A 26,454-nucleotide genomic window follows, 5' to 3' on the forward strand; every position below is an offset into this window, starting at 1 on the left:
ATATGGGACATCATGATGAGCAGGCACGCGCACGCCGGGTCCGGCGCAGAAGGCGCCTCGAGGCGATGCGCGGACGCCGGCGGCTCAATGCGCTCGTTGCGGCGTCGACGCTGGTCGTCGCCGCAACGACGATGGTCGCCCTCGGCGTGCGCACGGGCGACTGCGTCTACGCCGAGGGAGGCTGCGAGCCGTCGATGGTGCTGCCGGTCAGGGGAGGGGCCATCATGGCGCGTTTCGACGGTCCGGCGCAGGTGTGGCTCGCCGGCCACCGAGGCGTCGACATCGAGGCCGACGAGGGCACGACGCTCGTCGCTCCGGCGGACGGCACGGTCAGCTTCGCCGGAAAGGTGGGCGGCAAATCGGTCGTGAGCATCGCGCACGGCGCATGGACGCTCACCTTCGAGCCGGCGGTCACGGCGCTGGCCGTCGGCACGGAGGTGCACCGCGGACGTCCGTTCGGCACCGTGTCCGGGTCGAGCGACCACTGCGACGGCGCATGCGTGCATTGGGGCGTGCGCACGACGGGACGCCGGTACGTCGACCCCGAACGGTGGTTGCGCCCGCAGCGCGTCGTGCTTGTCGAATGACGCTACAGGTCGGCGTCGGCGAGCGAGATGTAGCCGGGGTCGATGAGCGTCGTCTTGAGGTTGCCGGCGCTCACCGCGACGAGCGGCAGCGCCATCGTCGGCACGCCGTCGACGGTGTTGAAATGCCCCAGCACCGCCTGCGCGTCGCGCCGGTCGAGCGCGCGGCAGATCTCGGCGATGCCCGCGGCGTTGCCGTTGCGGTCGGCGAGGCCGGTCATCCACTGCTTGCCGGCGACGATGTTCGGGATGTTGCTCACATACGAGCCGTATCCGGTGACGATCGGCCAGCGGTTCGACGTCACCGGCGCGGGTCCGCCGTCCCCCCTGCCGCCGTCGTCGGATTTGTCGGCGCCGCCGCTCGGCGCCGATGTCGGCTCCGGCACCTTGCCGCGCTGCACGTCGCGTCGGCCTGCGATGTTGCCGAGGACGTCGCCGATCGTGATCGACGGGTTGATGTCGGCGGCCGTGCCGACGTAGCCCATGGCCGTCAGCCCCTTGATGACGCCGTCGGCGACGAAGTCGTTCATCGAGACGACGCCGTCGATCGGCGTGAAGGCGCCCTTGACGTTCGTGTGCAGACGTGACTGGATCTCGGCGGCGGCGTCGTCGCTTCTGCGCGCCTCGAAGGCCACGTCGCGCCAGTCGTCCGCCGTCGACGAGGCGGACAGCTTGAGCGACGGGCTGACGACGACGCCGGAGCGGAAGTAGGTACCGAGCACGCTCCACACGCCTTTGAACGCATCGCGCGCGAACCGCTGCTCGTCGCCCGGGTGCGCCGCCTCGCCGTCGAAGGGCAGCATGATCTCGATGCGCTTGGGGTTGTCCTTGCTCGTCTTGTCGAGTTCGAGCTTGTTGACGAGCTGCTGCGCCTGCATGCGGCCGATCTGCTCGGCGTCGCAGATCGACACGAAGGCGTCGGGCGTAAAGCCGGGGATGCGCGTCGACAGGACGACGACGTGCGCCCCGGCCTTCTTCGCCCGGTTGAGCGCGTCGGCGGTGCGCCGAAGCGCCTCGTCGGCCTTCGCGCCGTCGCCCCTCGCCGCGTCGAGCGTCTGCGTCGCATAGTCGCCGTAGTACTTCGTCGATTCGGCGGTGCGCACCGCCGGCGCGACGACGAGCGTGCGGCCGCCGTCGTTGCCTTCGATGTGCTCATGGACGTAGTCCTCGATGCTGCGGCTCTGCTTGTCGAGGTCGGCGTCGGCGTGCGTCGTGACGTCGCCGTCGTCGAATCCGCGGTCCGCGAGCGCGTCCGACGTGGCGTCGACGAGACGGTTCCAGGTGTTGAGCGGCACGTTCTGTGAGATCGTGAAGCTGTCGGTCGGCACGAACATCGCCACCGTCCCGGCCGTTGCGCTCGGCGCCGACGACGGCGGCGCGTCGGTCGCTGATCGCGAGCAGGCGGCCAGTGGAATCGTCAGGCCGCAGCACAGCGCCATCGCCATGCAGCGCCGCAGAATGGAAGGACCCGTGAGGGGCATGCCGTACCGCTTTCTTGTGGGGAATGGGACGGGAACGATTGTACCCGAGGAAGTCGGCAAGACGCATGATGCCTCCCTCCCCGGTTGCGGGAGGGAGGCATCGGGGGCGTATGGGATCAGCCGCGCAGCGCCTTGTTCAGGTTCTCGTCGAGCGCGTCCATGAAGCCTTCGGTGTCGAGCCACGGATGATCGGGGCCGATGAGCAGCGCGAGGTCCTTCGTCATCTGGCCGCCCTCGACGGTCGCGATGATCGTCTGCTCGAGCTTCTCGGCGAAGTCGGCGACCTCGGGCGTGCCGTCGAGCTTCGCGCGGTGCTTGAGGCCGCCCGTCCACGCGTAGATCGACGCGATCGGGTTCGTCGACGTCTTCTCGCCCTTCTGCCAGCGGCGGTAGTGGCGGGTGACGGTGCCGTGCGCGGCCTCGGCCTCGACGGTCTGGCCGTCGGGGGTCATCAGCACCGAGGTCATCAGGCCGAGCGAGCCGAAGCCCTGTGCGACGGTGTCGGACTGCACGTCGCCGTCGTAGTTCTTGCAGGCCCACACGTAGCCGCCGTGCCACTTGAGGGAGCTGGCGACCATGTCGTCGATGAGGCGGTGCTCGTAGGTGAGGCCCTCCTGCTCGTAGCGTTCCTTGTATTCGGTCTCGAACACCTCGGCGAAGATGTCCTTGAACTCGCCGTCGTATGCTTTGAGGATCGTGTTCTTCGTGGACAGGTAGACCGGGTAGCCGCGCAGCAGTCCGTAGTTGAAGCAGGCGCGCGCGAAGCCGCGGATCGAGTCGTCGAGGTTGTACTGCACCTGCGCGACGCCGGATCCCGGATAATCGAAGACGAGATGCTCGATCGGCGCGGAGCCGTCCTGCGGTGTGAAGGTCACCGTCAGGCTTCCCGGGCCCGGGACCTTGAAGTCGGTCGCCTTGTACTGGTCGCCGAAGGCGTGGCGGGCGACGACGATCGGCTTCGTCCAGCCCGGCACGAGGCGCGGGATGTTCGAGATGACGATCGGCTCGCGGAAGATCGTGCCGCCGAGGATGTTGCGGATCGTGCCGTTCGGCGACTTCCACATCTTCTTGAGGCCGAACTCCTCGACGCGCGCCTCGTCGGGCGTGATCGTCGCGCATTTGACGCCGACGTGCTCGCGCTTGATCGCCTCGGCGGCGTCGATCGTCACTTGGTCGTCGGTCGCGTCGCGGTTCTGGATGCTCAGGTCATAGTAGTCGAGGTTGACGTCGAGGTAGGGCAGGATGAGACGGTCCTTGATGTCCTTCCAGATGACGTGCGTCATCTCGTCGCCGTCGAGCTCGACGACCGTGCCTTCGACCTTGATTTTCGTCATGGGGGATTCCTCCAATGAGTGATCGGAACGTTTCCATAGACATGCATAGCGCATGACTGTTTCGTCCACGGACGATTGTCCAAAAACCGCGTCGCGCCCGTGTCACAGCTGCGCATTAGCCTAGGAGCCATGTCTCAGGAAATTGAAATCGGCCTCGGCAAGAAGGGCCGCATCGCCTATGGTCTCGACGACATCGCGATCGTCCCGTCCCGCCGCACACGCGATCCGCAGGACGTCTCCACCGCCTGGCAGGTGGACGCCTACCAGTTCGACATCCCGGTCATCGGCGCGCCGATGGACTCGGTGACGAGCCCGAAGACGGCGATCGAGCTCGGCCGTCTCGGCACCGTCGGCGTCCTCGACCTCGAAGGCCTGTGGACCCGTTACGACGACCCGGAGCCGATCCTCGAGCATATCGCCGCGCTCGGCCCCCAGGAGGCCACCGCCTACCTGCAGCAGGCGTACGCCGAGCCGATCAAGCCGGAGCTCATCGTCTCGAGGCTGCATGAGATTCGCGACGCCGGCGTGACCGTCGCCGGCGCCCTGTCGCCGCAGCGCACGCAGCAGTACTACTCCACGGTGCTCGAGGCCGGCGTCGACCTCTTCGTCATCCGCGGCACCGCCGTCTCCGCCGAGCATGTCTCGACCGACCACGAGCCGCTCAACCTCAAGAAGTTCATCTACGACCTCGACGTGCCGGTCATCGTCGGCGGCGCCGCGAACTACACGGCGGCGCTGCATCTGATGCGTGCGGGCGCCGCCGGCGTCCTCGTCGGGTTCGGCGGCGGTGCCGTCTCCGCCGTGCGCAAGACGATCGGCGTGCATGTGCCGCTCGCGACGGCGATCTCCGACGTGGCCGAGGCGCGCCGCGACTACATGGACGAGTCCGGCGGCCGCTATGTGCAGGTCATCGCCGACGGCGGCATGGGCGACTCCGGCAGCTTCGTGACCGCGCTGGCGATGGGCGCCGACGCGTGCATGCTCGGTGCGCCGCTCGCACGCGCCAAGGAGGCGCCCGGCCACGGCAAGCACTGGGGCGCGGAGGCGCGCCATGCGACGCTGCCGCGCGGCTTCCGCTCCGACGTCGGCACCGTCGGCACGCTCGAGGAGATCCTGTACGGGCCGAGCCACATGGCCGACGGCATGACGAACTTCATCGGCGCGCTGCGGCGCGCGATGGCGTCGACCGGATACGTCGATCTTAAGAACTTCCAGCGTTGCGATGTCGTCGTGACGCCCACCGGACGCTGACCGGCGCCTCCCCGGGAACGGGGGCCGCCGCCGCATGGACGATGCCGTGCGGCGGCGGCCCCCATTCCGCGTTCCGGCGACCCGCGATCGTCGGACATGGGATGCGTGGCACCGGCGTGCATGGGGATGGGGTCGGCTTCGGCACATGAGTTTCCGCGTATGGCATAATGTGAGGGGCTTGCGAAAATCGCCGAACTCACAATTTGCCCACTATGTGGATTAGGCAAATCTGCTTCAAATGTCCATATTTATGTTGTCGGTCACATAGTTCAATGTGCAAACGTATTCAACGGCGACGTCGGAAAACGCCCGAAAAGCAACATGTTAAGGGCTTAACGTCCGGGACGTTTTCCGTTATCCACAATGAATCATTGACGATGTGGATATCGGGGAGGTTTTCCACAAATGGACATCGGTTGCTGCAACCGTTGGTATTCCGCGCCGGAATACGCTACATTCGTGTTCGACGGGACGACCCGCCGGCCTCACGGTCCGCTCCGGGAAAGGCGGGCCCGTCATGATAAACGAAGTACAGCATCAGGGATATGGTTCGCGCGCCACGGCCACGGCGGGGCGCGCGGGGGAAGATCCCTGAGGGGCGGGCTCAACACAGGGGGAGGGAACACCCGATGAACGCCAACGACGACTATCGCCATGACGACCATGACGAGGACGACTACCGGTATGACGAAGACGGTTGCCGGCATGATGAAGACGACCGGCGACATGACGACTTCGCCGCCGCCGACGCTGTCGACGAGACCGACGACGCCGACGAGGAGGAGGATGTCCTCGATCTGGGACTGGCCGCGTTCTACGAGGAGATGGACGAGCGCAGCTGCAGGGAGTTCGACGAGGCGGTCGAGCGCGACCGCCGCCGCGCCGAACGCGCGCGCATCGAGGACATGCGCGCCGTGGATCGCATGCAGCGCGGCGCACGACGCCGCGCGCTGCCGTCCTACGACGGCGACATCCCGCTGGCGGTACGCGACGAATCGCTGCACTACCATGTGCAGCTGTGCTTCGAGCACGAGTACACGGACGCCTACATCCGCAATCTGGTGATGCAGATCTGCCGCACCATCTGCGCGGCGGTCGAGGTCATGCGCGCACGCCAGACCGGCAGCTCGCTCGCCAAATACGTCAGGCCCGAATGCATCAGGCGCATCGAGACGATGCGCTCGGTGCTCGAAGGCAATCCGGACCAGCTTCCCGCGCCTGCGCTGCGCCTGCGCTACGCGCCGGTCATGCCGCGTCTCGTGCATGCGATGATGCTCAACGAGCAGACGCTGGAGATCTCGATTCACATCACGCTCGGCGCGACGCCCCACTGCGGCAACATGCGCCTCGTGCGCCATGGGTCGCGCTGGGTGTGCGACATGATTGACCTCGGCTGAAGCGCGCGGCCGCATGCGCGGCCGTGCGTTATAGTGGGAGGCATGCTCAGGGAATACGGACTCGACAATATCTACGTGACCACGCAGAAGGACACGGTATACTCGCTGCTGTCCGACCGCGCGATCGCCGACCCGGGCGACCTGATCGCCCAATGGAAGGACGAGCGGACGCGCCAGTGGAACGACGTGATGGCAGGGGAGATGCTCGCCCAGGTGCGCAGCGTCGCCAAGGGCCTCATGGCCATCGGCGCGAAGCAGGGCACGATGGTCGTGCTCTATTCAGCCACCTGCTACGAGTGGGGCGTCCTCGACTTCGCCTGCGCGGCGATCGGCGCCGTGTCCGTGCCTATCTACGAGACCGATTCGCTCAAGCAGGCGGCCTCGATCGTCGAGGAGGTCGATCCGCTCATCGCCTTCGGCGACGAGGCGCATACGCATACGCTCGACTACATCGCCGCCGAACATCCGGGCCTCAAGCACGTCTTCAACCTCAAGAACGGCGCGCTCGACGCACTCATCGACTACGGCGAGGCGATCGATGACGACGAGCTCGACGAGGCGATCGGACGCGTGCGCGCTGACGACCTGCTGACGATCGTCTTCACGTCGGGCTCGACCGGCAGGCCGAAGGGCGCGATGCTGTCGCACCGCAACTTCACGCACATCGTCAAAAACGGCTACGAGATCCTGCCGGAGATGCTCTACGAGCCGAACCGTCTGCTGCTGTTCCTGCCGCGCGTCTTCGAGAAGGTGTACAACGCCGCGTCGCAGAAGGCCGGCACCGGCATGCGCGGACGCATCTTCGCGAACGCCTTCAAGCACTTCGTCGCATGGTCGAAGATGGAGGTCGAGCACAAGCGGCCGTCGGCCGTCATGCGTATGAAGCACTCCTTCTACATGGGCACCGTCGCCTCGTCGTTCCGCTCGGCGCTGGGCCCGAACCTGCGCTACCTCGCATGCGGCGGCGCACCGATCAACACCGACCTCGTGCATTTCTTCAACGGCATGGACGACATCACGTTCATCCAGGGCTACGGCATGACCGAGACCGCGGCGCCGATGGTCGTCAACTGGCAGAAGGCGAACCGCCCCGGCTCGGTGGGACGCCCCGGTCCCGGCATGGCGATCCGCACCGCCGAGGACGGCGAGATCGAGGTCAAGGGGCCGAACGTCTTCCTCGGCTACTACCGCAACCCGGACAAGACCGACGAGGTCCTCGATCCGAGCGGCTGGCTGCACACCGGCGACCTCGGCACGATCGACGACGAGGGATTCCTGTACATCACCGGACGCAAGAAGGACATCATCATCACCGCCGGCGGCAAGAACGTCTCCCCGGCGCCGATGGAGGGCACGATCTGCGAATGCCCGATCGTCGCGCACGCCGTCGTCGTCGGCGACAACCGGCCGTTCATCGGCGCCCTCGTGACGCTCGACCCGGAGATGACGCCGTCGTGGCTCGCCGAGCAGGGGCTCGACCCGCGCATGCCGATGGAGGACGTCGCCGAAAGCGACGCCGTCCACTCGTTCATCCAGCAGTACGTCGACCGGGCGAACGCTGAGGTCTCGCGCGCCGAATCGGTGCGCAAGTTCATCGTGCTGCCCCGCGACTTCAGCCTCGAGGACGGCACGATGACCGCGAGCATGAAGGTCGTGCGCCCCAAGGTGCTCACGCGGTACGCCGAGGTCATCGACGGGGAGCTGTACGCGCCGGTGGCCGCCGTGCGCACTCCGAACGTCGGCATGCAGATCCTGGAAAGCACGACCGAGACGGTCAAGAAGGCCGGCGAAAGCGTGCGCGCCGCATCCGAGAACGTGACGCCGCGCGTGCGCCAGGCGATCGACAACGTCCATGAGCGCCTCGGCGAATGGCGCGACGAGCACGGCGACGCCGCGCGCGAACGGAACGACGACGCGCAGCCGGACGCCGGCGCCGATGCGAAGGACGATGCGGACGCGGCATGACGGCCGCATCCGCATCGGCGAACCAACACCCCAATAGAGGAACTGATATAACAGAGGAGCAACAGTGGCAATCCGTGAAATACGAGTCGTACCCGATCCGGTCCTGCGCACGCCGTGCGATCCGATCACCGAGATCACGCCGGCGGTGCGGCGCCTCGTCGAGGACCTGCTCGACACCGTCGACGACCCTGGACGCGCCGGGCTGTCCGCCAACCAGATCGGCGTGGGGCTGCGTGCCTTCTCCTACAACATCGACGGCACCGTCGGCTACGTGCTTAACCCGGTGCTCGAGGAGACGCGCGGCGAACAGTACGGCGACGAGGGTTGCCTGTCGCTGCCCGGCCTGTGGTACAAGACGCGCCGCGCCGACTATGCGCGCGTGCGCGGCATCGACCTCGACGGCAACGAGGTCGTCCTCGAAGGCGACGGCATCATGGGGCGCATGCTCCAGCACGAGACCGACCATCTCGACGGCCACGTCTACATCGATCGGCTCGAGAAGGACGAGCGCCGCGCCGCGATGCGCCGCATGCGCAGCCTGAACTCCTGACCGTTCGAAGCGACCCGTGTGCGCCCCTCGCGGAACCATTGATTCTGGGAGGGGCGCATGCTATATTCGTCAGCGATGTGCCAACCGGCGCCCCGTGCAGTCGCGCGCATGGGACGCCACCGAACATCCCCAACCGGCGCACCATGACAACGCGCCATGCGAGCGACGGCTTGTGTCGGTCGGTCGAGCCCCCGGGGCGAGATTGCACGCAATGCCGCATGGCCAGGCAATAACCGACAAGAAAGGTAGCGATACCATGGCTCAGATCACGATGAGCGAGATGCTCAAGGCCGGTCTCCAGTTCGGACACCAGACCCGCCGTTGGAACCCGAAGATGAAGCAGTACATCCTCACGGAGCGCAACGGCATCTACATCATCAACCTGTTCAAGACGCTCGACCTGATCGACGTCGCCTACGACTTCATCAAGACGACCGTCGCGCACAACGGCACGGTGCTGTTCGTCGGCACGAAGAAGCAGGCTCAGGAGGCCATCAAGACCCAGGCCACCCGCGTGAACATGCCGTACGTCTCCGAGCGTTGGCTCGGCGGCATGCTGACCAACTTCCAGACCGTCTCCAAGCGCGTCACGCGCCTCAAGGAACTCGAGGAGATGGACTTCTCCGACGTGCATGGCTCCGGCCTGACGAAGAAGGAGCTCCTGCTCCTCGAGCGCGAGAAGGACAAGCTGGAGAAGCAGCTCGGCGGCATCCGCAACATGAACCGCACGCCTTCCGCGATGTTCGTCGTGGACGTCAACAAGGAGGCCCTCGCGGTCGAGGAAGCCCACAAGCTCGGCATCCCGGTCGTCGCGATCGTCGACACCAACGCCGATCCGGAGACCGTCGAGTACCCGATCCCGGCGAACGACGACGCGATCCGCGGCATCGAGCTGCTGACGACGCTCTTCGCTGACGCCGTCGCCGAAGGCCTGCTCGAGCGTTCCGGAAAGAGCGCACAGAGCGAAGGCACCTCCACCGAGCAGCCGATGGCCGCCTGGGAGAAGGAACTGCTCGAGAACACCGACCGTGAGAACGCAGTCGTCACCGAGAGCGCCGTGCTCAAGGACGACGAGGCCGAAGGCGCCTCCTCCGAGGCCGCCCGTTCGGACGCCCACTTCGAGGCCGCGCAGGCCGAGCAGGACACCGAGGCCAAGTGATCCCGAGCGGATGGCGGCGACCCGCCGCCATCCGCCTGCCTCCATACACTTTTTCTTTTCAATTCAACCAAGGAGACATCAATGGCAGCAATCACCGCAGCATTGATCAAGCAGGTCCGCGAGGAGACCGGCGCCGGCATGATGGACGTCAAGAAGGCGCTCACCGAGGCCGAAGGCGACGTCGCACGCGCGAAGGAAATCATCCGCGCCAAGGGCATTCAGGCCGCCGGCAAGCGTGAGGGCCGCAAGGCCCAGGAAGGCACGATCGCGTCGACCGTCGTCGATTCCGCGAACGGCCAGACCGGCTACGCCGTCGAGCTCAACTCGGAGACCGACTTCGTCGCGAAGACCCCGAAGTTCGTCGACTTCTCGAACACCGTCCTCGCCGACGCCGTCAAGGCCGACGCGAACAGCATCGACGACGTCCTCAACGCGCCGTCCGCCGACGGCGACGTGAAGACCGACATCGAGGAGGCGGCCGCGCTGTTCGGCGAGCACGTCAAGGTCGGCCAGTTCGCGAAGATCACCGGCCCGCGCGTTGAGATCTACGCCCATAAGAAGTCCGCCGAGATGCCGCCGAGCATCGTCGCGATGATTGCGACCGACGAGGCCGGCGCCGCCGTGGCCCATGAGGCCGCGCTGCAGATCTCCGCGATGGGCGCCCGCTGGCTCACCCGCGAGGACGTCCCGGAGGACGTCGTCGAGAGCGAACGCCGCGTCGCCACCGAGAAGTCGCTCGCCGAGGGCAAGCCGGAGAAGATCGTCCCGAAGATCGTCGAAGGCCGCCTCAACGCGTTCTTCAAGGAGAACGTGCTGCTCGAGCAGGCCTACGTCAAGGAACCGTCGAAGACGATCGGCGACCTGTTCAAGGAGGTCGGCGGTCAGGCTCTCGCCTTCGCCCGCCTCGAGGTCGGCAAGGGCCCGGAGGCCGACGTCGACTGACGCGACCGCGCATCGATGATGAACGCGGATGGGGCCGCGCGCCGTGAGGGTGCGCGGCCCCATCCGCGTTCATATGCCTCCCCGCCGCGGTGTCGAACGGCACCGATACTCTAAAAGACGGTATTTTGCGATCCATCGACGAGGAAGGCATGATATGGCAGAGGAAACGACGCAATCCGAACCGCGCAGGGTGTTGCTCAAGCTCTCGGGGGAGGCCTTCGGCGGCGGCAGCGTCGGCATCGACACCGGTGTCGTGCGGCGCATCGCCTCCGAGATCGTGCCGGCCGTCGAAGCCGGCGTGCAGGTGGCGATCGTCACCGGTGGGGGCAACTTCTTCCGCGGCGCCGAACTGCAGCAGGCGGGCATCGATCGTTCCCGCGGTGACTATATGGGTATGCTCGGCACCGTCATGAACTGCCTCGCGCTGCAGGACTTCCTCGAGCAGGAAGGTCAGGCGACGCGCGTGCAGACGGCGATCACGATGGGGCAGGTCGCCGAGCCGTACATCCCGCTCAAGGCGATCCGCCACCTCGAGAAAGGCCGCGTCGTCATCTTCGGCGCCGGCGCCGGCATGCCATACTTCTCGACCGACACTGTCTCGATCCAGCGTTCGCTCGAGATTCACTGCGATGAGGTGCTCATGGGTAAGAACGGCGTCGACGGCGTCTACACCTCCGACCCGCGCAAGGACCCGGACGCAAAGCGCTTCGCGCGCCTGAGCTACAAGCGCGCGCTCGTCGACAACCTCGCGGTTATGGACGCCTCGGCGATGGCGATGGCGCGTGACAACGACCAGCACATCCGCGTGTTCGGGCTCGAGGCGCCCGGCGACGTCACCCGCGCGTTGCTCGGCGAGTCGATTGGTACGCTGGTGTCCAACGGGGAGTCGCAGCTGGCATGAACGCCGTGTGACGCCCACGACGCCGACAACAGGTTTCATCAAAGGAGAACAAACATGGCAAATCTTGTGGATCAGGCCAAGGCGCAGATGGCGAAGTCCGTCGAATCGACGAAGGAGAACTTCTCCGGCATCCGCACCGGCCGCGCCAACCCGGCGCTGCTCAACGGCATCGTCGTCGAATACTACGGCGCGCCGACGCCGCTCAAGTCGGTTGCCACGATCGGCGTGCCGGAGCCGCGCACGCTGTCCGTGACGCCCTTCGACCCGTCGCAGGCGAACGCCGTCGAGAAGGCGCTGCGCGACTCCGACCTCGGCGCGAGCCCGCGCCGCAACGGCGCGCAGATCCTGCTGACGATGCCGGAGCTCACTGAGGACCGCCGCAAGGAATACGTCAAGCTCGCCAAGACGAAGGCCGAGGACGGCAAGGTCGCCGTGCGCAACATCCGTCGCAAGACGAAGGAAGCGATCGACAAGGCCGTCAAGGACGGCGAGATGGGCGAGGACGAGGGCGATCGTCTGCTCAAGGATCTCGACAAGGTCACCAAGCAGATCACCGATGAACTCGACGCCCTGCTCGAAGGCAAGCAGAAGGAGATCATGGAGGTCTGATCCTCCCTGAGACGATGCGCCTGCGCGCGACCGCCACGGCTTCAAGCGACGCCCGGCGCGCAGGCGCATCCTTGTTGTGCACCGGGCGGACCCCGCCGGTGCACGTCGTCGCGCATGTTCCCGAAGGAGGGCCATGATGCCGCATATGCAGCAATCCCGTGAGGCCGAAGAGAAGCTTCAGCAGATCAACAAGAGGACCGGCAGGAACATGCCGCAGGCCGTCGCCACTGCCGTTGTTCTCATCGTGATCATCCTCGCGTGCCTGTTCATCAGTCCGATGCTGTTCGCGCTCCTCGTCGTCGTCTTCATGCTCCCCGCGCTGTGGGAGCTGCGCGTGGACTTCGCGACGCGCGGCCTGCGCATCCCTGTGCTCACGCTCTGGATCTGCTCGACGGCGACGCTGCTCTCCGTCTACTTCTGCGACCGCCATGTCGTGGCGATGGCCGTCGGCGTGCTGGCGTCGCTGCTCGTCGTCGCCGTCACGGCGAGCCTGCAGATCACGCTCAACGGGCGCACATCGAAGGTCGTCGCCGGCAAGGCAACGACCGCGACGCCTGCACAGGCGCAGCCGCGCGCCGACGAGCCGCACAGCCGCCTGACGCAGGTGGCCGTCTCGATGTTCACCGTGCTCTACATTCCGCTGCTCGCTTCGTGCATCATCATGCCGCTCACCTTCAACGGGCATCCGGTCGCCCATGCGATCCTCATCGTGTTCATGCCGGCGCTGAGCGACACCGGCGGTCTGTTCGCCGGCGCGTGGTTCGGCCGGCACAAGCTGTGTCCGACGATCTCGCCAAAGAAATCGGTCGAAGGTCTGCTCGGCTCGATCCTGTTCGCGATGGCCGGCTGTTTCGCCGTCTTCGCGTGCACCTACGAGGCGCCGATGTGGGCGTCGCGCTGGTGGGTGCCGATCGTCGCCGGCGTCATGATCGGCGTCGTCGGCACTTTCGGCGACCTGTGCGCGTCGCTGATCAAACGTGATCTGGGCATCAAGGACATGGGTCACCTGCTCAAGGGGCACGGCGGCATCCTCGACCGCGTCGACTCCATCCTGCTGTGCGCGCCGTTCATCTGCGTGCTGCTGTGGATGACCGGTCTGTGACGTCTGAGCGCCGCGCACCGTCCGAACCATCACGATTCCCCGAGGAAAGCCGATTCCATCATGAACTCCAACGACACCTTCCGCCCCGCCGCGCATCCGCATGACGACGCGGACAGCGGCATCACGCCCGGCGGCACCACCGGGGCGTTCCGCGACGTGCTCGCGAAGGACCACGCTCGACGGGGCAAGCCGCCGCTGCATTTCGCCGACATGACCGTCGACGAACGCGAGGAGCGCGCGAAGGAGCTCGGCATGCCGAGGTTCCGCGTCAAGCAGCTCGCCAACCACTACTACGGCCGTTTCGACGCCGACGCCGCCGATTTCACCGATCTGCCGGCGGCGCTGCGCGAACCGGTTCAGGAGGCGTTCTTCCCGACACTGATCGACGAGGTGACACGTCAGGTGGCCGACGACGGGCAGACAATCAAGACGCTGTGGAACCTGTTCGACGGCTCGAAGATCGAATCGGTGCTCATGCGGTATCCCAACCGCACGACGCTGTGCATCTCGTCGCAGGTCGGCTGCGGCATGGGCTGCCCGTTCTGTGCGACCGGCCAGCTGGGGCTGACGCGCAACATGTCCACCGGCGAGATCCTCGAACAGGTGCGCATCGCCGCCGGCATGATGGCGCGCGGCGAGGTCGCGGGAGGTCCGGGGCGTCTGAGCAACGTCGTGTTCATGGGCATGGGCGAGCCGATGGGCAACTATCGCGCCATCGTCTCCGCGGTGCGTCAGATCGGCGCGATGCCGCCCGACGGCTTCGGCATCTCGACGCGCAACATCACGGTCTCGACCGTCGGCGTCGTTCCCGGCATCCGCCGCCTCGCGCAGGAGGGGCTGCCGGTGCGCCTCGCCGTGTCGCTGCACGCGCCGAACGACGATCTGCGCGACGAGCTCGTGCCGATGAACAGGCGCTTCAACGTCGATCAGGTCCTCGACGCCGCGCATGACTACTATCTGGCGAGCAAGCGGCGCGTGAGCATCGAATACGCGCTGATGCGCGGCATCAACGACCAGGAGGTGCACGCGCGCCAGCTCGCGAACAAGCTCAACCACTACGGCGACAACTGGGCGCATGTCAACCCGATCCCGCTCAACCCGATCGAGGGGTCGAAATGGACGGCGTCGAAACCCGAGGACGAGGCGAGGTTCCTTGAGATCCTGCATGACGCCGGCATCACCGCGACGCTGCGCGACACGCGCGGCCAAGACATCGACGGCGCCTGCGGACAGCTCGCCGCCAAGACGATCGACATGACGATGCCGCAGCGTTCCTGAGCGCCCGCAGGCCGCGAAGGCCCGCCCATCCACGAACGGATGGGCGGGCCTTCATCGTGTCGGCGGCCGAAATCGGCCCTGCGCAATCGCCGGAACTTGCGCCGAAGAGGGACGCTAAGTAATGTAACAACTGTTACGTAACACCTGTTACATTATGTTCCGCGCGTTGAAGTACGCGCGGGGAGGGAGGCCGCGATGCCGCGCGCACAGCAATACACACGCGAGCAGATTGTCGAATCCGCCTTCGCAATCGTGCGTGAGGACGGGGAGGATGCGCTGTCCGCGCGTTCGCTCGCCGCACGCCTCGGTTGCTCGGTGCGTCCGATCTTCAGCCGCTTCGCCGGTATGGAAGAGGTGCAGCACGCCGTCTGGCGGCGAGCGAACGAGACGTACAACGCCTTCGTCGCCGACGCGATGGAGCGCGGCACCGACCGTCCATATCTGTCGAGCGGCCTCGCCTACGTCGACTTCGCCAGACGCGAGCCGCAGCTGTTCGCGATGCTGTTCATGCGTCCGCGTACCGACGAGGAGATGAGGCAGGCCGAACGTGACGTCGAGCCGATCGTGGCGATCGTCGCCCGCCAGCTCGGCGTCACCGAGGCACGGGCCCTCGAATTCCACACGCAGCTGTGGGTGTATGTGCACGGCCTCGCCACGATGATCGCCACACGCTACCTCGACTGGGATGCCGACTTTGTCGAACGCTCCACGTCGCAGGTCTACCGGGCTCTCAAGGCGGACCTCGAATCCGGAAAGGAAGCATGAGATGGATGCGATACGCACCGTCGATCTGACGAAACGGTACGGCGACCTCGTCGCCGTCGACCATGAGAACATCACCGTCGCCGAGGGGAGTCTCTTCGCGCTGCTCGGCGCCAACGGCGCCGGCAAGACGACGACGATCTCGATGCTCACCGGGCTGACGCGCCCGACGAGCGGCGACGCCTACCTGCTCGGCAAGTCGATCCTCAAGGACGGCGCATGGATCCGCGAGCGCATCAACGTCGCGCCGCAGGAGACGGCCGTCGCGCAGAACCTTACGGTCCGGGAGAACCTCGAGCTCATCGCCGGCATCTACGGGCAGCCGCATGCGAAGGCCGTCGCGAGCGCGCGCCACGTCATCGACGTGTTCTCGCTCGCCGACGTAGCCTCGCGGCGCGCGTCGGCGCTGTCGGGAGGCATGCGCCGGCGTCTGAGCATCGCGATGGGGCTCATCACGTCGCCGAAGATCCTGTTCCTCGACGAGCCGACGGTCGGTCTCGACGTGTTCGCGCGCCGGGAGCTGTGGAAGGTCATCGCGTCGCTCAAGGGCAGCACGACGATGCTGCTGACGACGCATTACCTCGAGGAGGTCGAGACGCTTGCGGACATGGTCGCGATCATGGTCGCCGGCAGTGTCGTCGCAACCGGCACCGTCGAGCAGCTCAAGGAGAAGACGGGCGCGTCCACGTTGGAGGACGCGTTCGTCGCGTTGGCGGGAGGTGCACGATGAGCGCGCGCAGGGTGTGGCTGTTCTCAGTGCGTACGGTCAAGGAGGTGCTGCGCGATTCGGTGAACCTGTTCTTCGGCATGGCCTTCCCGGCGCTGCTGCTGTGGGCGTTGTCGGTCATCTACCGTCAGGTCGGTCAGATGCCCGGCGCGCGTGCCATGTCGATCGGCGATCTGACGGCGTCGATCGCGGCCTATGCGCCGGTGTTCCTGTCGTTGTTCTCGGGGATGCTGCTGGCGAAGGACCGTACGTCGAGCTTCCTGGCGAGGTTGTTCGTCTCGCCGATGACGTCGGCGGATTTCATGTTCGGCTATACGGTGCCGATGCTCGTCGTCTCGCTTGCGCAGTCGCTTGTCACGTTCCTGTGCGCGGGCCTGTTCGGCTGGCATGTCTCTGCGCGTCTGCTGCTGGGCGTCGTGGTCGTGCTGCCGGTCGCGCTCATGTATACGGCGATTGGGCTGCTGTGCGGCTGTGTGATGAGCGATCGCGCGGTCGGCGGCGTGTGCGGGGCGATGCTCACGACGCTGGCCTTCATCCTGTCGGGAGTCACCGTGCCGTTGGCGATCATGGGGGAGACGTTCCGCCGTATCGTGCAGGCGTTGCCGTTCTATCATGCGACGCAGGCGGTCGTCGCGGCGCTCGGCGGCGCCGACGGTCGGATCTGGCCGCATCTGTGGATCGTGTGCCTGTATGCGCTCGTGTGCATGGCGGCGGCCGTCGCTGTCTTCGCGTGGCGCAGGCGGGAGCGCTGAAGGCGGCGGAGATGCCCTGTCGGCGGCGTGGTCACAGGGGTCGATGTGAAGATTCGTTGAAGGCGTCTTACAGTGAGACCGTCGACGGCGCCTTCAACGTGCACCCCGCTACAATGCCCATGGACATAATCGGGGTGCGCGGCCGGGCCGCATGCCCCGTGCAGGCATGACGAGAAACGAGCATCGTATGGGTGGAGCGCACGCGAGAAGGTCGCCGGCGGCGGGCGGCCGCGCGCGTCGGCGACGGGGGAGGAAGGCCGGAGCCGGCATGGCGGCGCTCGGCGGCGGCGCGGCGCTCGTGCTCGCGCTGGGCTTCCTCGGCGGATGGCAGGCGAAGGCGATGAGTGCGCCTCCCGTACTGCAGGCCGCGCCCGCGGAGACAATCGATGTGCGCGGCGCGGCCGGCGACGGGGAGGTCGAGGAGGCCTCGACTCAGACGAGTGCGACGACGAAGCGGCCGACGATCGAATCGGTCACGGCGGTGCACGCGACGGACGACGCGCAGGGCCGCGCGACGGTGCTGCTCACCGTCGAATGGGAGAACACGACGGCGTACACGACAGGGCTGGTGCCGACCTTCACTGTCTCGCAGCACGGCATCGTGCTCGAACAGGCCGCCTACGGCGAAGAGAGGCCGGCTGGTTTCGAGGACGCGTCACGCTTCCGCAAGGTGCTTCCCGGCACGAAAACATCGATCCAGCTCGCCTATGTGCTCCTCGACGCGGCGGCGCCGGTGCTGCTGCAGGTGACGGACGGCACACCGAACACCTTCGGCAGCGAGATCGCGCTCGAGATGCGCTGACGCACGCCATGCCGGCGCGCGCCGTTCAGCGCCGGTCGCGGCGTTCGGCGATCGCGTTCGTGACGATCGACGCGATTGCGCACAGCAGGCCGCCGATGACCCACGACATCCAGAACATGCCTTTGGGGCCGCCGTCGAAGAAGAACAGCATCGAAAGGCCCACAATCGTCGCGACGATCATGATCGTGCCGCAGATCGCGCCGTTGACGCCCTCGACCGTGTCCATGCTGCGGCTGCGCTCCTCGCGGATCGCCGCCTTGTTGTACTCCTCGACGTTCACGCGCGCGTAGTTCATGCCACCGTACGTGCATGCGGCCACGCCGCCGGCGACGATCATCATGAACAGTGCGACCGGCCATCCCTCGTCCATGTGCATGACGCCGTCGGCGTAGACCATGAAGCCGCAGGCGATGAGGATCAGGCCGACGCCGAAGATGAGGCTGACCGCGAGCGTGTGCGCCGCCTGACGGCGGTCCTCGCCGGTGTAGAAGTCCTCGACGAAGGGATGGCGGCGCATGAACTCGGCGTGGCCCAGACCCGCGGGCACGAAGAACGCGAGCGCGACGAGCACGCCGATCGAGATGCACAGGAACACGAGGAATTCGCCGATCGAGGCCGACACCGGCACGCTGTTGTCGCCGTCGAACAGCAGGCCGACGCCGACGCCGAAGATGACGGCGAAGACGCCGGCGCAGATCTTGCGGTCGAAGGAACGCATGTGCTCGTCATAGCCGGTGATGTCCTGCGGCAGCGCGGACGGCTCGGCGAGCATCGTCGCGCCGGCGCCGACGGGCGCTTTTGGGCGTTCGTCCCCGGTGTCGTCGGCCGCTGCGGTCTCGGCGCGTCCGTCGCGCACGTCGCCGATGACGAGATCGTCGAGCGTCACGCCGAACAGGTCGCACATCATCAGCAGCTTGTCCATCTCCGGATAGGCCTTGTCGCCCTCCCATTTGCTGATCGCCTGTCTCGAGACGCCGAGCAGCATCGCGAGCTGCTCCTGCGTCATGTTGCGTTGGGCGCGCAGGTACTGCAGATTGTCCCTGAAGGTCATGTCCGTGTCCTTTCCTGACCGTGGCCGTATCGACGCTACCGTCGTCGGCTCCATGGCACCAACTATGCCCGGTATGCGAAAGCCGCGCTACCACCTTTCGGTTGCATCGGCGGATGCAACCGTCGACTTCCGCGGCAACCTGCGGTTGCATCCGCGCGGTTCCAACGATTTCGCGTCCCGGAACGGCTCGGGGATGCAGGCCCGGCCGTTTCGGCATGCGGTCGCGTGGGCGGCGCGTGCGGCGCGTTGTAACAGGGAATCGGTACGCTGGTGGCGTTCCGTGTTGAGTCAGCAACGATTCGAAAGAGGTGCGACCATGCCGTTGGCGGTCCGTGTTATCCCATGTCTCGACGTCGACGCCGGACGCGTCGTCAAAGGCGTCCACTTCGAGAACCTGCGCGATGCGGGCGACCCGGTCGAGCTCGCCGCCGAATACTACCGTCAGGGCGCCGACGAGCTGACCTTCCTTGATGTGACCGCGTCGAGCTCGCATCGCCAGACGATGATCGACGTCGTCACGCGCACGGCCGAGCAGATCTTCATCCCGCTGACCGTCGGCGGCGGCGTACGCACGCCCGAGGACGTTGATTCGCTGCTGCGCTGCGGCGCCGACAAGGTGGGCGTGAACACGGCTGCGATCAACGATCCGACGCTGATCTCCCGCGTCGCCGAACGATTCGGCAACCAGGTGCTCGTCCTGTCCGTCGACGCGCGCCGCGAGCGCGGCGAGCAGCATACGCAGTCGGGGTTCGAGGTCACGACGATGGGCGGCCGCAAGTCGACCGGCATCGACGCGCTGTGGTGGGCGAGGCGCGCCGAGGAGCTCGGCGCCGGCGAGATCCTGCTCAACTCGATGGACGCCGACGGCACGCAGCAGGGCTTCGACCTCGAGATGATCCGCGCGATGCGCGAGGTTGTCTCGATCCCGATCATCGCCTCGGGCGGCGCCGGCAAGGCCGACGACTTCCCGCCGGCGATCGCCGCGGGCGCCGACGCCGTGCTCGCCGCGTCGATCTTCCACTACGGCAAGGTCACGATCGGCGAGGTCAAGGACGCGCTGCGCGTCGCCGGCTACACGGTGCGCTGATCCGCGCGCGATGCGCATCGCGCGGGTATGATGATGTGGTTTGTTGTTGCGAACGATGATTATGGGAGCATGATGGGCAGCGAAGCTGAGAAGACCTACGACAATTCCGTGACGCTCGACCCGCGCATCAAGGCGCGGCTCAAGTACGACAACAAGGGGCTCGTATGCGCCGTCGTCCAGCAGTACGACACCCGTGAGGTGCTCATGGTCGGCTACATGGACGACGAGGCGCTGCGCCGTACGTTGACGGGCGGCCGCGTGACCTTCTGGTCGAGGTCGCGGCAGGAGTACTGGCGCAAGGGGGACACCTCCGGCCATGTGCAGTACGTGAAGTCGGTGAGCCTCGACTGCGACGGCGACGCGCTGCTCGTCGAGGTCGATCAGATCGGCGCGGCGTGCCACACCGGCAAGCGCAGCTGCTTCGACGAGGGCGGACCGCTGCCGGCCGTCGTCGGCATGCGCCCCGAAGGACAGGAGGAGCAGGCATGAGCGTCAACAGCGTGTCCGATCTGGGCTGGGGGGAGACCTGGCCGAGCCGTGAGCGCTTCCACGAACTGGCGGCCGAAGGCTACCGCATCATCCCGATCGTACGCAGGATTCTCGCGGATTCGCTGACGCCGGTCGGGCTGTACGAACGGCTCGCCGGGCACCGTTCCGGCACCTTCATCCTCGAATCGGCCGAGACGAGCGGCACGTGGAGCCGCTACAGCTTCATCGGCGTCGACGCGATGGCGCAGCTGCGTTCGAACGGCGGGCGCGCCGACTGGCTCGGCACCGTGCCGGCGGGCGTGCCGCGCGAAGGCGACGTCATCGACGTGGCGCGCGCGACGCTCGACGTGCTCCGCTCGCCGAAGGTGGAGGGGCTGCCGAACCTGACGAGCGGCCTCGTCGGCAACATCGGCTGGGACGCGATCCGCCACTGGGAGCCGACGCTGCCGGCGGACGCGCCCGACGAGACCGGTCAGAGCGAGCTGACGCTCGCGTTGGCCACCGACATCGCCGTCGTCGACCACAAGAACGGATCGGTGTGGCTCATCGCGAACGCCGTGAACGTCGACGACCGCCCCACGCGCGCCGACGCCGCCTACGACGAGGCGGTCGCCCGCGTGGAGCTCATGCAGGTGCGGGCGGCCACGCCGACGCAGGACGAGTTCCGCGTCGACGTGCTCGACCCCTCGATTCCGCAGCCCGAACTGCGGTTCCGGACGAGGAAAGAGGACTTCCTCGCGATGGTGGAGCGTTCGCGACGCCACATCATCGACGGCGACGTGTTCCAGGTCGTCGGCTCGCAGCGTCTCGACATCGACTCGCCGGCCGACCCCTTCGACGTCTACCGCGTGCTGCGCACGCTCAACCCAAGCCCCTACATGTACTTCATGACGCTCACCGACGCGCAGGGCCGCGACTTCAACGTCATCGGCTCGTCGCCGGAGACGCTCATCAAGGTCGACGACGGACTGGCGATGAGCTTCCCGATCGCAGGCTCCCGTCCGCGCGGCGCGACGCCGGAGGAGGACGAGCGGCTGCACGACGAGCTGCTCGCCGACCCCAAGGAGCGCAGCGAGCACATCATGCTCGTCGACCTGGCGCGCAACGATCTGAGCCGCGTGTGCGAACCCGAATCGGTCGAGGTCGTCTCACTGATGGACGTGCTGCGCTACAGTCACATCATGCACATCTGCTCGACCGTCACCGGCCGCGTGAGGCCCGACATGAGCGTCATGGACGTGTTCACGGCGGCGTTCCCGGCCGGCACGCTCTCCGGGGCGCCCAAGCCGAAGGCGGTCGAGCTGATCGACCGGATGGAGCCGGCCGACCGCGGCATCTACGGCGGCACCGTCGGATACTTCGACTTCTCCGGCAACATGGACATGGCGATTGCGATCCGCACCGCGTTCATCCGCGACCATCAGGCCTCGGTCCAGGCGGGGGCCGGCCTCGTGCTCGACTCGGTGCCCGAGAACGAGTGGATGGAGACGCGCAACAAGGCCGGCGCGAGCGTCGAGGCGATCAAGATCGCCGCGCAGCTGCGCCGCGTGTGATCCGCACCGCGACGGCGAAGGCCCCGGGACGCCGATGATACGGCGTCCCGGGGCCCTTTTGCCCATGCAGGCGTGAGTCCGGCCGGCCCTCAGTCGTCGAGCAGTGCATGCACGTGCTCGCGCAGCGCCGGGACCACCGTCTCGTCGAACCACGGATGCTCGGTGCGCCAGATGTCGGTGCGGCCGGAGGGGTGGACGATCGGGAAGTACTCCGGCAGGTACCGCGCGAAGTCCCTGACCGTGTCCTCGAGGCGTGCCTTCGGATCCTGGCCCAGATAGTAGCGCACCGCGTATGAGCCGGCGAGGATCGTCAGCCGCACATGCGGCAGCAGCTTCATGATCTCGGGATGGAAGGTCGGTGCCACCCACGGACGCGGGCCTTCGTCGCCCTTGCCGCCCGCTTTGTCGCCGAGGTAGTAGAAGTCCATCGGCACGAGCGCGAACTTGCCCGATTCGTAGAAGGTCTCCCTGTCCACGCCGAGCCATGCTCACAGCGTGTCGCCGCTGCGGTCGTCCCAGCACAGCCCGCTGCGCTGCGCGTCGAGGCTCGGCGACTGGCCAACGATCGTGATGACCGCGTCCGACTGCGCCGAGAACACCGGCCTCTCGCCGCGCGCGGTGAATGCGGCGTCGCGCGGGTCGTCGATGATCTGCCTGGTGATGGATTCGATGGTTGCTGCCATGGGTGCGCTCCTTATGTTCGTCCTTCCCACCGGCTTACCATGCGCCGCAGCGCAAGGCATGGCACGGCGGCCGCTTTTGCGCCGAAGGCGTCATGCGGCAGTCGCGCCATGGGGCGCATGCCGCCTCACAGGCCGTGCGCGTCGCGCCAGTCGGCGAGCCGTGCACGCATGCGCTCCTTGTCGGCGTCGTCGGCGAAGGACGCCTCGATCGAATTGGCCGCGAGCGCGGCGAGCGTGTCAGGCGGCATGCCGGCCCCGGCGAGCGCGGCGTAGTTGGCGGCGGCGTAGCCGCCGAAGTAGGCGGGATCGTCGGAGTTGATCGTGCAGACGAGCCCATCGCGCACCATGCGCGGCAGCGGATGGTCGTCGATCGAGCCGACGACCTGCAGGCGCAGGTTGGACAGCGGGCAGCAGGTGAGCGGTATCCGGTCGCGGATCAGCCGGGCTTCGAGCTCGTCGTCGTCGAGCACGTGGATGCCGTGGTCGATGCGTTCGGCGTGCAGCAGGTCGAGCGCCTGGCGGATGTAGTCGGCGGGCCCCTCCTCGCCGGCGTGCGCGACGGCGTGCCATCCGAAGGAGCGTGCGCGGGCGAACTGGTCGACGAACATCGACGGCGGATAGCCGACCTCGGCGGAGTCGAGGCCGATTCCGACGATCTCGTCTTTGCGCGCCTGTGCCATGTCGAGGATCCGGTCGGCCGTGGCGACGTCCATGTCGCGTACGAGGCTCAGGATCAGCGCGCCGGTGACGCCGTAGCGTTTCTCGCCGATCCGCAGGCCTTCGCGCAGACCGTCGAGGACGTCGTCGTAGGCGACGTGGTCGGTGAACGCGTGCACCTGCGGGTCGAAGAAGATCTCGGCGTGCATGACGCCGTCCGCGGCCGCCCGCCTGAGGTAGGCGAGCATGAGGTCGCGGAAGTCGTCGGCCGTGCGCAGCGTCCTCATCAGCGCGTAGTAGAGGTCGAGGAAGGACTGCAGGTTCTCGAAGCGGTACTGCGCCCGCAGCTCGTCGAGTGTGCCCCAGGGCAACGGCACGTCGTTGCGGCGGGCGAGTTCGAACGCGAGTTCGGGTTCGAGCGTGCCCTCGATATGCAGATGGAGCTCCGCCTTCGGCATCGTCGCCAGCGCGTCGCGCGCCGTCTTCTCGTCATCGTTGGTCGTGTCGTTCGTGTCGTTCATCGTCGTCCTTCCGATCGGTGGGCCGTGTGCGGCCCTGTCTCCCAGTGTAGGACGAGCCGCACGGCGTCCGATGCGGCGGATACGAGAAGGCGGGGCGCGATCGATGCGATCGCGCCCCGCCTTCTCGTCGTGGACCGGATGTGTCCGATCAGTCGTCGAGGTTGAGCTGGCGGCCGAAGCGGTCGTTGAGTTCGACCTGCTCCTCGGTGGCCTTGGCCTCTTCGGCGGCCGCCTTGCCTTCGGCCTTGTCCTTCTTGTCGTCGGCCTTGTCGGTGACCTTCTCGAGCTTGGCCTGCGGGTCGTCGGCGGCCTTGACGATCTTCTCGTCCTCCTTGGCGATCACCTTGGCGGCGTGCTCCTCGGCGCGCTCGGCGCGCTTCTCGTCGCGGTTCGCCTCATGCTCCTCGTGACGCTCCTCCATGCGGTCCTTGAAATCCTCGAAGTGTTCCTTGATGTCTGCCATGATCGGCTCCTTTCGCCATGTGGTATGGGCTACGTTCCATTAGACCACCGCCGGAGCCGCCGGCGGCCGCTTTTCCACTCTCAAGTGAAACTTTTTCGGTGCCGGCGATGTCGTGTTAGGCGTGTCGCGGCGGACGCGACCACCATTCAGACGCCGACATGCGCTCGTCATCCGCCATCCGTTAGAGTGGCCCATGGCGGGAAGGCCCCGTCTTCGCCATCGCATTCCCAAGGAGGAGCATGTCGGTTTTGGATGAACTGGTAGCGGGCGCGCTCGAGGATCAGCGCGACCGCGCACGTGTCACGTCGCTGGACGAGCTCAAGGCCATGGCGGCCTCGGCTCCGGCCCCGATGGACGCGAAGCGATGGCTCAGGCGCGACGACGGCGTACCGGTGATCGCCGAGATCAAACGCGCGTCCCCGTCCAAGGGCCATCTGACCGACATCGACGACCCCGGCTCGCTCGCCTGCGAATACGCGCGCGGCGGCGCCAGCGCAATCTCGGTGCTCACCGAAGGCCGGCGCTTCCTCGGTTCGCTCGACGATCTGGACGCCGTGCGCGCCGCCGTGGACATCCCCGTGCTGCGCAAGGACTTCATCGCGACCGACTACCAGATCTGGGAGGCGCGCGCGCACGGCGCGGACATCATCCTGCTCATCGTCGCCGCGCTCGACGACGACACGCTCGGCCGTCTGCTCGCCCTCACCCATGAGCTCGGCATGACGGCGCTCGTCGAGACGCACACCCGTCAGGAGATCGAACGGGCGATTGCCTCCGGCGCGCAGGTCATCGGCATCAACGCGCGCAACCTCAAGGATCTGCGCGTCGACGTCGGCCGGTACGCGGAGCTCGCCGACGACCTGCCCGACGACGTCATCAAGGTGGCGGAATCGGGCGTCTTCGGCGAAACGGAGGTCGAGGACTACGCGCGCGCCGGCGCGGACGCCGTGCTCGTCGGCGAAGGCGTGGCCACGGCCGACGACCATGAACTCGCAGTAGAACGTCTAGTGAAAGCAGGAGCCAAGGTGAAGGCCTCGGAAGCACAGCCACTCAGCACCCATCACGGTCCGTATTACGGACGCTTCGGTGGACGGTACGTCCCCGAGGCGCTCGTCACAGCGCTCGACGAGCTCGAACGGGTGTACGAGGACGCCAAGCGCGACCCGGAGTTCCACAAGGAGCTCGCACGCCTCAACAAGCAGTACGTGGGACGCCCGTCGCCGCTCACCGAAGCGCCGCGCTTCGCCGAACGCCTGCGCGAACGCACCGGCCTCGACGCGCGCGTCTTCCTCAAGCGCGAGGACCTCAACCACACCGGCGCGCACAAGATCAACAACGCGATCGGCCAGGCGCTGCTCGTCAAGCGCATGGGCAAGACGCGCGTCATCGCCGAGACCGGCGCCGGCCAGCACGGCGTCGCGACGGCCACCGTGTGCGCGATGCTCGGCCTCAAATGCCGCATCTACATGGGCCAGATCGACGCGCGCCGCCAGGCGCTCAACGTCGCGCGCATGCGCATGCTCGGCGCCGAGGTCGTCGAGGTCACGCTCGGCGACCGCATTCTCAAGGACGCGATCAACGAGGCGCTGCGCGACTGGGTGACCAACGTCAGGGACACGCACTACCTGCTCGGCACCGTCGCCGGCCCGCATCCGTTCCCGGAGATGGTGCGCGACTTCCAGAAGGTCATCGGCGAGGAGGCGAAGGAGCAGCTGCGTGACTGGTACGGCATCGACCATCCGGACGCGATCTGCGCATGCGTCGGCGGCGGCTCGAACGCGATCGGCATCATGAACGCCTTCCTCGACGACCCGCGCGTCAACCTCTACGGCTACGAGGCGGGCGGCGACGGCCCCGAATCGGGACGCCACGCTATCCGCTTCGCCCCGGGCACCGGAGAGCTCGGCATGTTCCAGGGCGCGAAGAGCTATCTGCTCGAGAACGACGAGGGCCAGACGCTCGACACCTATTCGATCTCGGCGGGCCTCGACTACGCGTCGGTCGGCCCCGAGCACGCCTGGCTCAAGGAGATCGGCCGCGTCAACTACTCGTGGGCGACCGACGGTGAGGCGATGAGCGCGTTCAAGGACCTGTGCGAGACCGAGGGCATCATCCCGGCGATCGAGTCCTCCCATGCGGTCGCCGGCGCCTACAAGGCGGCGGCCGACCTCAAGACGAGGGGCTACGAGCACCCGGTCATGATCATCAACATCTCCGGCCGCGGCGACAAGGACATGAACACCGCGGGCAAATGGTTCGGCTATCTGACCGACGAGCAGAGCAAGGCACTCGAAGCGAATGGAGCACAGGGTAACAATGCGTGAGACGATCGAAATCATCGACAACGGCGACGG

General features: G+C 66.8%; 26 protein-coding genes. 19 read left to right on the forward strand and 7 right to left on the reverse strand.

What is annotated here, in order from left to right; genetic code table 11:
* The first annotated feature begins 2 nt into the window (after positions 1-2).
* Positions 3-587 (forward strand): M23 family metallopeptidase, encoded by a 585-nt coding sequence (locus BCHO_RS05215; RefSeq protein WP_081707990.1) that lies wholly within the window; start codon positions 3-5, stop codon positions 585-587.
* Positions 588-589: 2 nt separating this feature from the next.
* Here the strand turns inward: BCHO_RS05215 and BCHO_RS05220 are convergent, their stop codons facing one another.
* The gene (locus BCHO_RS05220; RefSeq protein ID WP_024541284.1) at positions 590-2,065 is read right to left on the reverse strand and encodes a substrate-binding domain-containing protein; all 1,476 of its coding nucleotides are present in this window, start codon (positions 2,063-2,065) and stop codon (positions 590-592) included.
* A 116-nt stretch (positions 2,066-2,181) separates the two neighbouring features.
* The gene (locus tag BCHO_RS05225; RefSeq protein WP_024541285.1) at positions 2,182-3,399 is read right to left on the reverse strand and encodes an NADP-dependent isocitrate dehydrogenase; all 1,218 of its coding nucleotides are present in this window, start codon (positions 3,397-3,399) and stop codon (positions 2,182-2,184) included.
* Positions 3,400-3,528: 129 nt separating this feature from the next.
* On the opposite strand from BCHO_RS05225, the gene BCHO_RS05230 reads away from it, so the two are divergent.
* The 14 genes from BCHO_RS05230 (at position 3,529) to BCHO_RS05295 (ending at position 17,596) form a co-directional block, all read left to right on the forward strand.
* The gene (locus BCHO_RS05230; protein ID WP_024541286.1) at positions 3,529-4,650 is read left to right on the forward strand and encodes a GuaB3 family IMP dehydrogenase-related protein; all 1,122 of its coding nucleotides are present in this window, start codon (positions 3,529-3,531) and stop codon (positions 4,648-4,650) included.
* A gap of 629 nt (positions 4,651-5,279) precedes the next feature.
* Complete coding sequence (locus tag BCHO_RS05235; RefSeq protein ID WP_024541287.1) at positions 5,280-6,047, forward strand: Rv3235 family protein; 768 nt, start codon at positions 5,280-5,282, stop codon at positions 6,045-6,047.
* A 42-nt stretch (positions 6,048-6,089) separates the two neighbouring features.
* Complete coding sequence (locus tag BCHO_RS05240; protein ID WP_034256300.1) at positions 6,090-8,012, forward strand: AMP-dependent synthetase/ligase; 1,923 nt, start codon at positions 6,090-6,092, stop codon at positions 8,010-8,012.
* A 64-nt stretch (positions 8,013-8,076) separates the two neighbouring features.
* Positions 8,077-8,562, forward strand: coding sequence for a peptide deformylase (locus BCHO_RS05245; protein WP_024541289.1), 486 nt, complete (start codon positions 8,077-8,079; stop codon positions 8,560-8,562).
* 256 nt (positions 8,563-8,818) lie between these two features.
* Positions 8,819-9,721 (forward strand): 30S ribosomal protein S2, encoded by a 903-nt coding sequence (gene rpsB, locus BCHO_RS05250; RefSeq protein WP_024541290.1) that lies wholly within the window; start codon positions 8,819-8,821, stop codon positions 9,719-9,721.
* An 81-nt stretch (positions 9,722-9,802) separates the two neighbouring features.
* A complete protein-coding gene (gene tsf, locus BCHO_RS05255; RefSeq protein ID WP_024541291.1) occupies positions 9,803-10,663 on the forward strand; it encodes a translation elongation factor Ts in 861 nt (286 codons plus the stop codon).
* A 154-nt stretch (positions 10,664-10,817) separates the two neighbouring features.
* Positions 10,818-11,564: a UMP kinase gene (gene pyrH, locus BCHO_RS05260; protein ID WP_024541292.1), complete on the forward strand. Its 747-nt coding sequence runs from the start codon at positions 10,818-10,820 to the stop codon at positions 11,562-11,564.
* Between the two features lie 54 nt (positions 11,565-11,618).
* Positions 11,619-12,173, forward strand: a complete 555-nt coding sequence (gene frr / locus BCHO_RS05265; RefSeq protein WP_024541293.1) for a ribosome recycling factor — start codon at positions 11,619-11,621, stop codon at positions 12,171-12,173.
* Positions 12,174-12,306: 133 nt separating this feature from the next.
* Positions 12,307-13,275: a phosphatidate cytidylyltransferase gene (locus BCHO_RS05270; RefSeq protein WP_024541294.1), complete on the forward strand. Its 969-nt coding sequence runs from the start codon at positions 12,307-12,309 to the stop codon at positions 13,273-13,275.
* A gap of 60 nt (positions 13,276-13,335) precedes the next feature.
* On the forward strand, positions 13,336-14,553 hold the full coding sequence (gene rlmN, locus BCHO_RS05275; RefSeq protein WP_024541295.1) for a dual-specificity RNA methyltransferase RlmN: 1,218 nt from the start codon (positions 13,336-13,338) through the stop codon (positions 14,551-14,553).
* A 195-nt stretch (positions 14,554-14,748) separates the two neighbouring features.
* On the forward strand, positions 14,749-15,318 hold the full coding sequence (locus tag BCHO_RS05280) for a TetR/AcrR family transcriptional regulator (protein ID WP_024541296.1): 570 nt from the start codon (positions 14,749-14,751) through the stop codon (positions 15,316-15,318).
* Between the two features lies 1 nt (position 15,319).
* On the forward strand, positions 15,320-16,045 hold the full coding sequence (locus BCHO_RS05285) for an ABC transporter ATP-binding protein (protein WP_024541297.1): 726 nt from the start codon (positions 15,320-15,322) through the stop codon (positions 16,043-16,045).
* Positions 16,042-16,794: an ABC transporter permease gene (locus BCHO_RS05290; protein ID WP_024541298.1), complete on the forward strand. Its 753-nt coding sequence runs from the start codon at positions 16,042-16,044 to the stop codon at positions 16,792-16,794. Before BCHO_RS05285 ends, BCHO_RS05290 begins: the two co-directional genes overlap by 4 nt.
* Before the next feature lie 187 nt (positions 16,795-16,981).
* Positions 16,982-17,596: a DUF5067 domain-containing protein gene (locus BCHO_RS05295; protein WP_160271593.1), complete on the forward strand. Its 615-nt coding sequence runs from the start codon at positions 16,982-16,984 to the stop codon at positions 17,594-17,596.
* Between the two features lie 25 nt (positions 17,597-17,621).
* On the opposite strand, the gene BCHO_RS05300 is transcribed toward BCHO_RS05295, so the two are convergent.
* Positions 17,622-18,647 (reverse strand): helix-turn-helix transcriptional regulator, encoded by a 1,026-nt coding sequence (locus tag BCHO_RS05300; RefSeq protein WP_024541300.1) that lies wholly within the window; start codon positions 18,645-18,647, stop codon positions 17,622-17,624.
* Between the two features lie 316 nt (positions 18,648-18,963).
* On the opposite strand from BCHO_RS05300, the gene hisF reads away from it, so the two are divergent.
* The 3 genes from hisF to BCHO_RS05315 all read left to right on the forward strand — a co-directional run bounded on the left by hisF (position 18,964) and on the right by BCHO_RS05315 (position 21,776).
* Positions 18,964-19,734, forward strand: a complete 771-nt coding sequence (gene hisF / locus BCHO_RS05305) for an imidazole glycerol phosphate synthase subunit HisF (RefSeq protein ID WP_024541301.1) — start codon at positions 18,964-18,966, stop codon at positions 19,732-19,734.
* 72 nt (positions 19,735-19,806) lie between these two features.
* Positions 19,807-20,223: a phosphoribosyl-AMP cyclohydrolase gene (gene hisI, locus BCHO_RS05310; RefSeq protein WP_024541302.1), complete on the forward strand. Its 417-nt coding sequence runs from the start codon at positions 19,807-19,809 to the stop codon at positions 20,221-20,223.
* Complete coding sequence (locus BCHO_RS05315) at positions 20,220-21,776, forward strand: chorismate-binding protein (protein ID WP_024541303.1); 1,557 nt, start codon at positions 20,220-20,222, stop codon at positions 21,774-21,776. The genes hisI and BCHO_RS05315 overlap by 4 nt, the downstream gene beginning before the upstream one ends.
* An 89-nt stretch (positions 21,777-21,865) precedes the next feature.
* Here the strand turns inward: BCHO_RS05315 and BCHO_RS05320 are convergent, their stop codons facing one another.
* From BCHO_RS05320 to BCHO_RS05330, 4 genes are all read right to left on the reverse strand, one after another.
* Positions 21,866-22,252: a uracil-DNA glycosylase family protein gene (locus BCHO_RS05320; RefSeq protein ID WP_232513788.1), complete on the reverse strand. Its 387-nt coding sequence runs from the start codon at positions 22,250-22,252 to the stop codon at positions 21,866-21,868.
* Positions 22,253-22,264: 12 nt separating this feature from the next.
* Positions 22,265-22,459, reverse strand: coding sequence for a uracil-DNA glycosylase family protein (locus tag BCHO_RS09595; RefSeq protein WP_232513787.1), 195 nt, complete (start codon positions 22,457-22,459; stop codon positions 22,265-22,267).
* Between the two features lie 125 nt (positions 22,460-22,584).
* A complete protein-coding gene (locus BCHO_RS05325) occupies positions 22,585-23,637 on the reverse strand; it encodes an adenosine deaminase (protein ID WP_051354911.1) in 1,053 nt (350 codons plus the stop codon).
* Positions 23,638-23,785: 148 nt separating this feature from the next.
* Positions 23,786-24,100 carry a hypothetical protein gene (locus tag BCHO_RS05330; protein WP_024541305.1) on the reverse strand — a complete coding sequence of 105 codons (315 nt, stop codon included), beginning with the start codon at positions 24,098-24,100 and terminating at the stop codon, positions 23,786-23,788.
* Between the two features lie 239 nt (positions 24,101-24,339).
* Here BCHO_RS05330 and BCHO_RS05335 point away from each other — a divergent pair, with 239 nt between their 5' ends.
* Positions 24,340-26,424 (forward strand): bifunctional indole-3-glycerol phosphate synthase/tryptophan synthase subunit beta, encoded by a 2,085-nt coding sequence (locus tag BCHO_RS05335; RefSeq protein WP_024541306.1) that lies wholly within the window; start codon positions 24,340-24,342, stop codon positions 26,422-26,424.
* Positions 26,425-26,454: the final 30 nt, after the last annotated feature.

This window comes from Bifidobacterium choerinum, from assembly GCF_000741135.1.
Lineage (GTDB): Bacteria > Actinomycetota > Actinomycetes > Actinomycetales > Bifidobacteriaceae > Bifidobacterium > Bifidobacterium choerinum.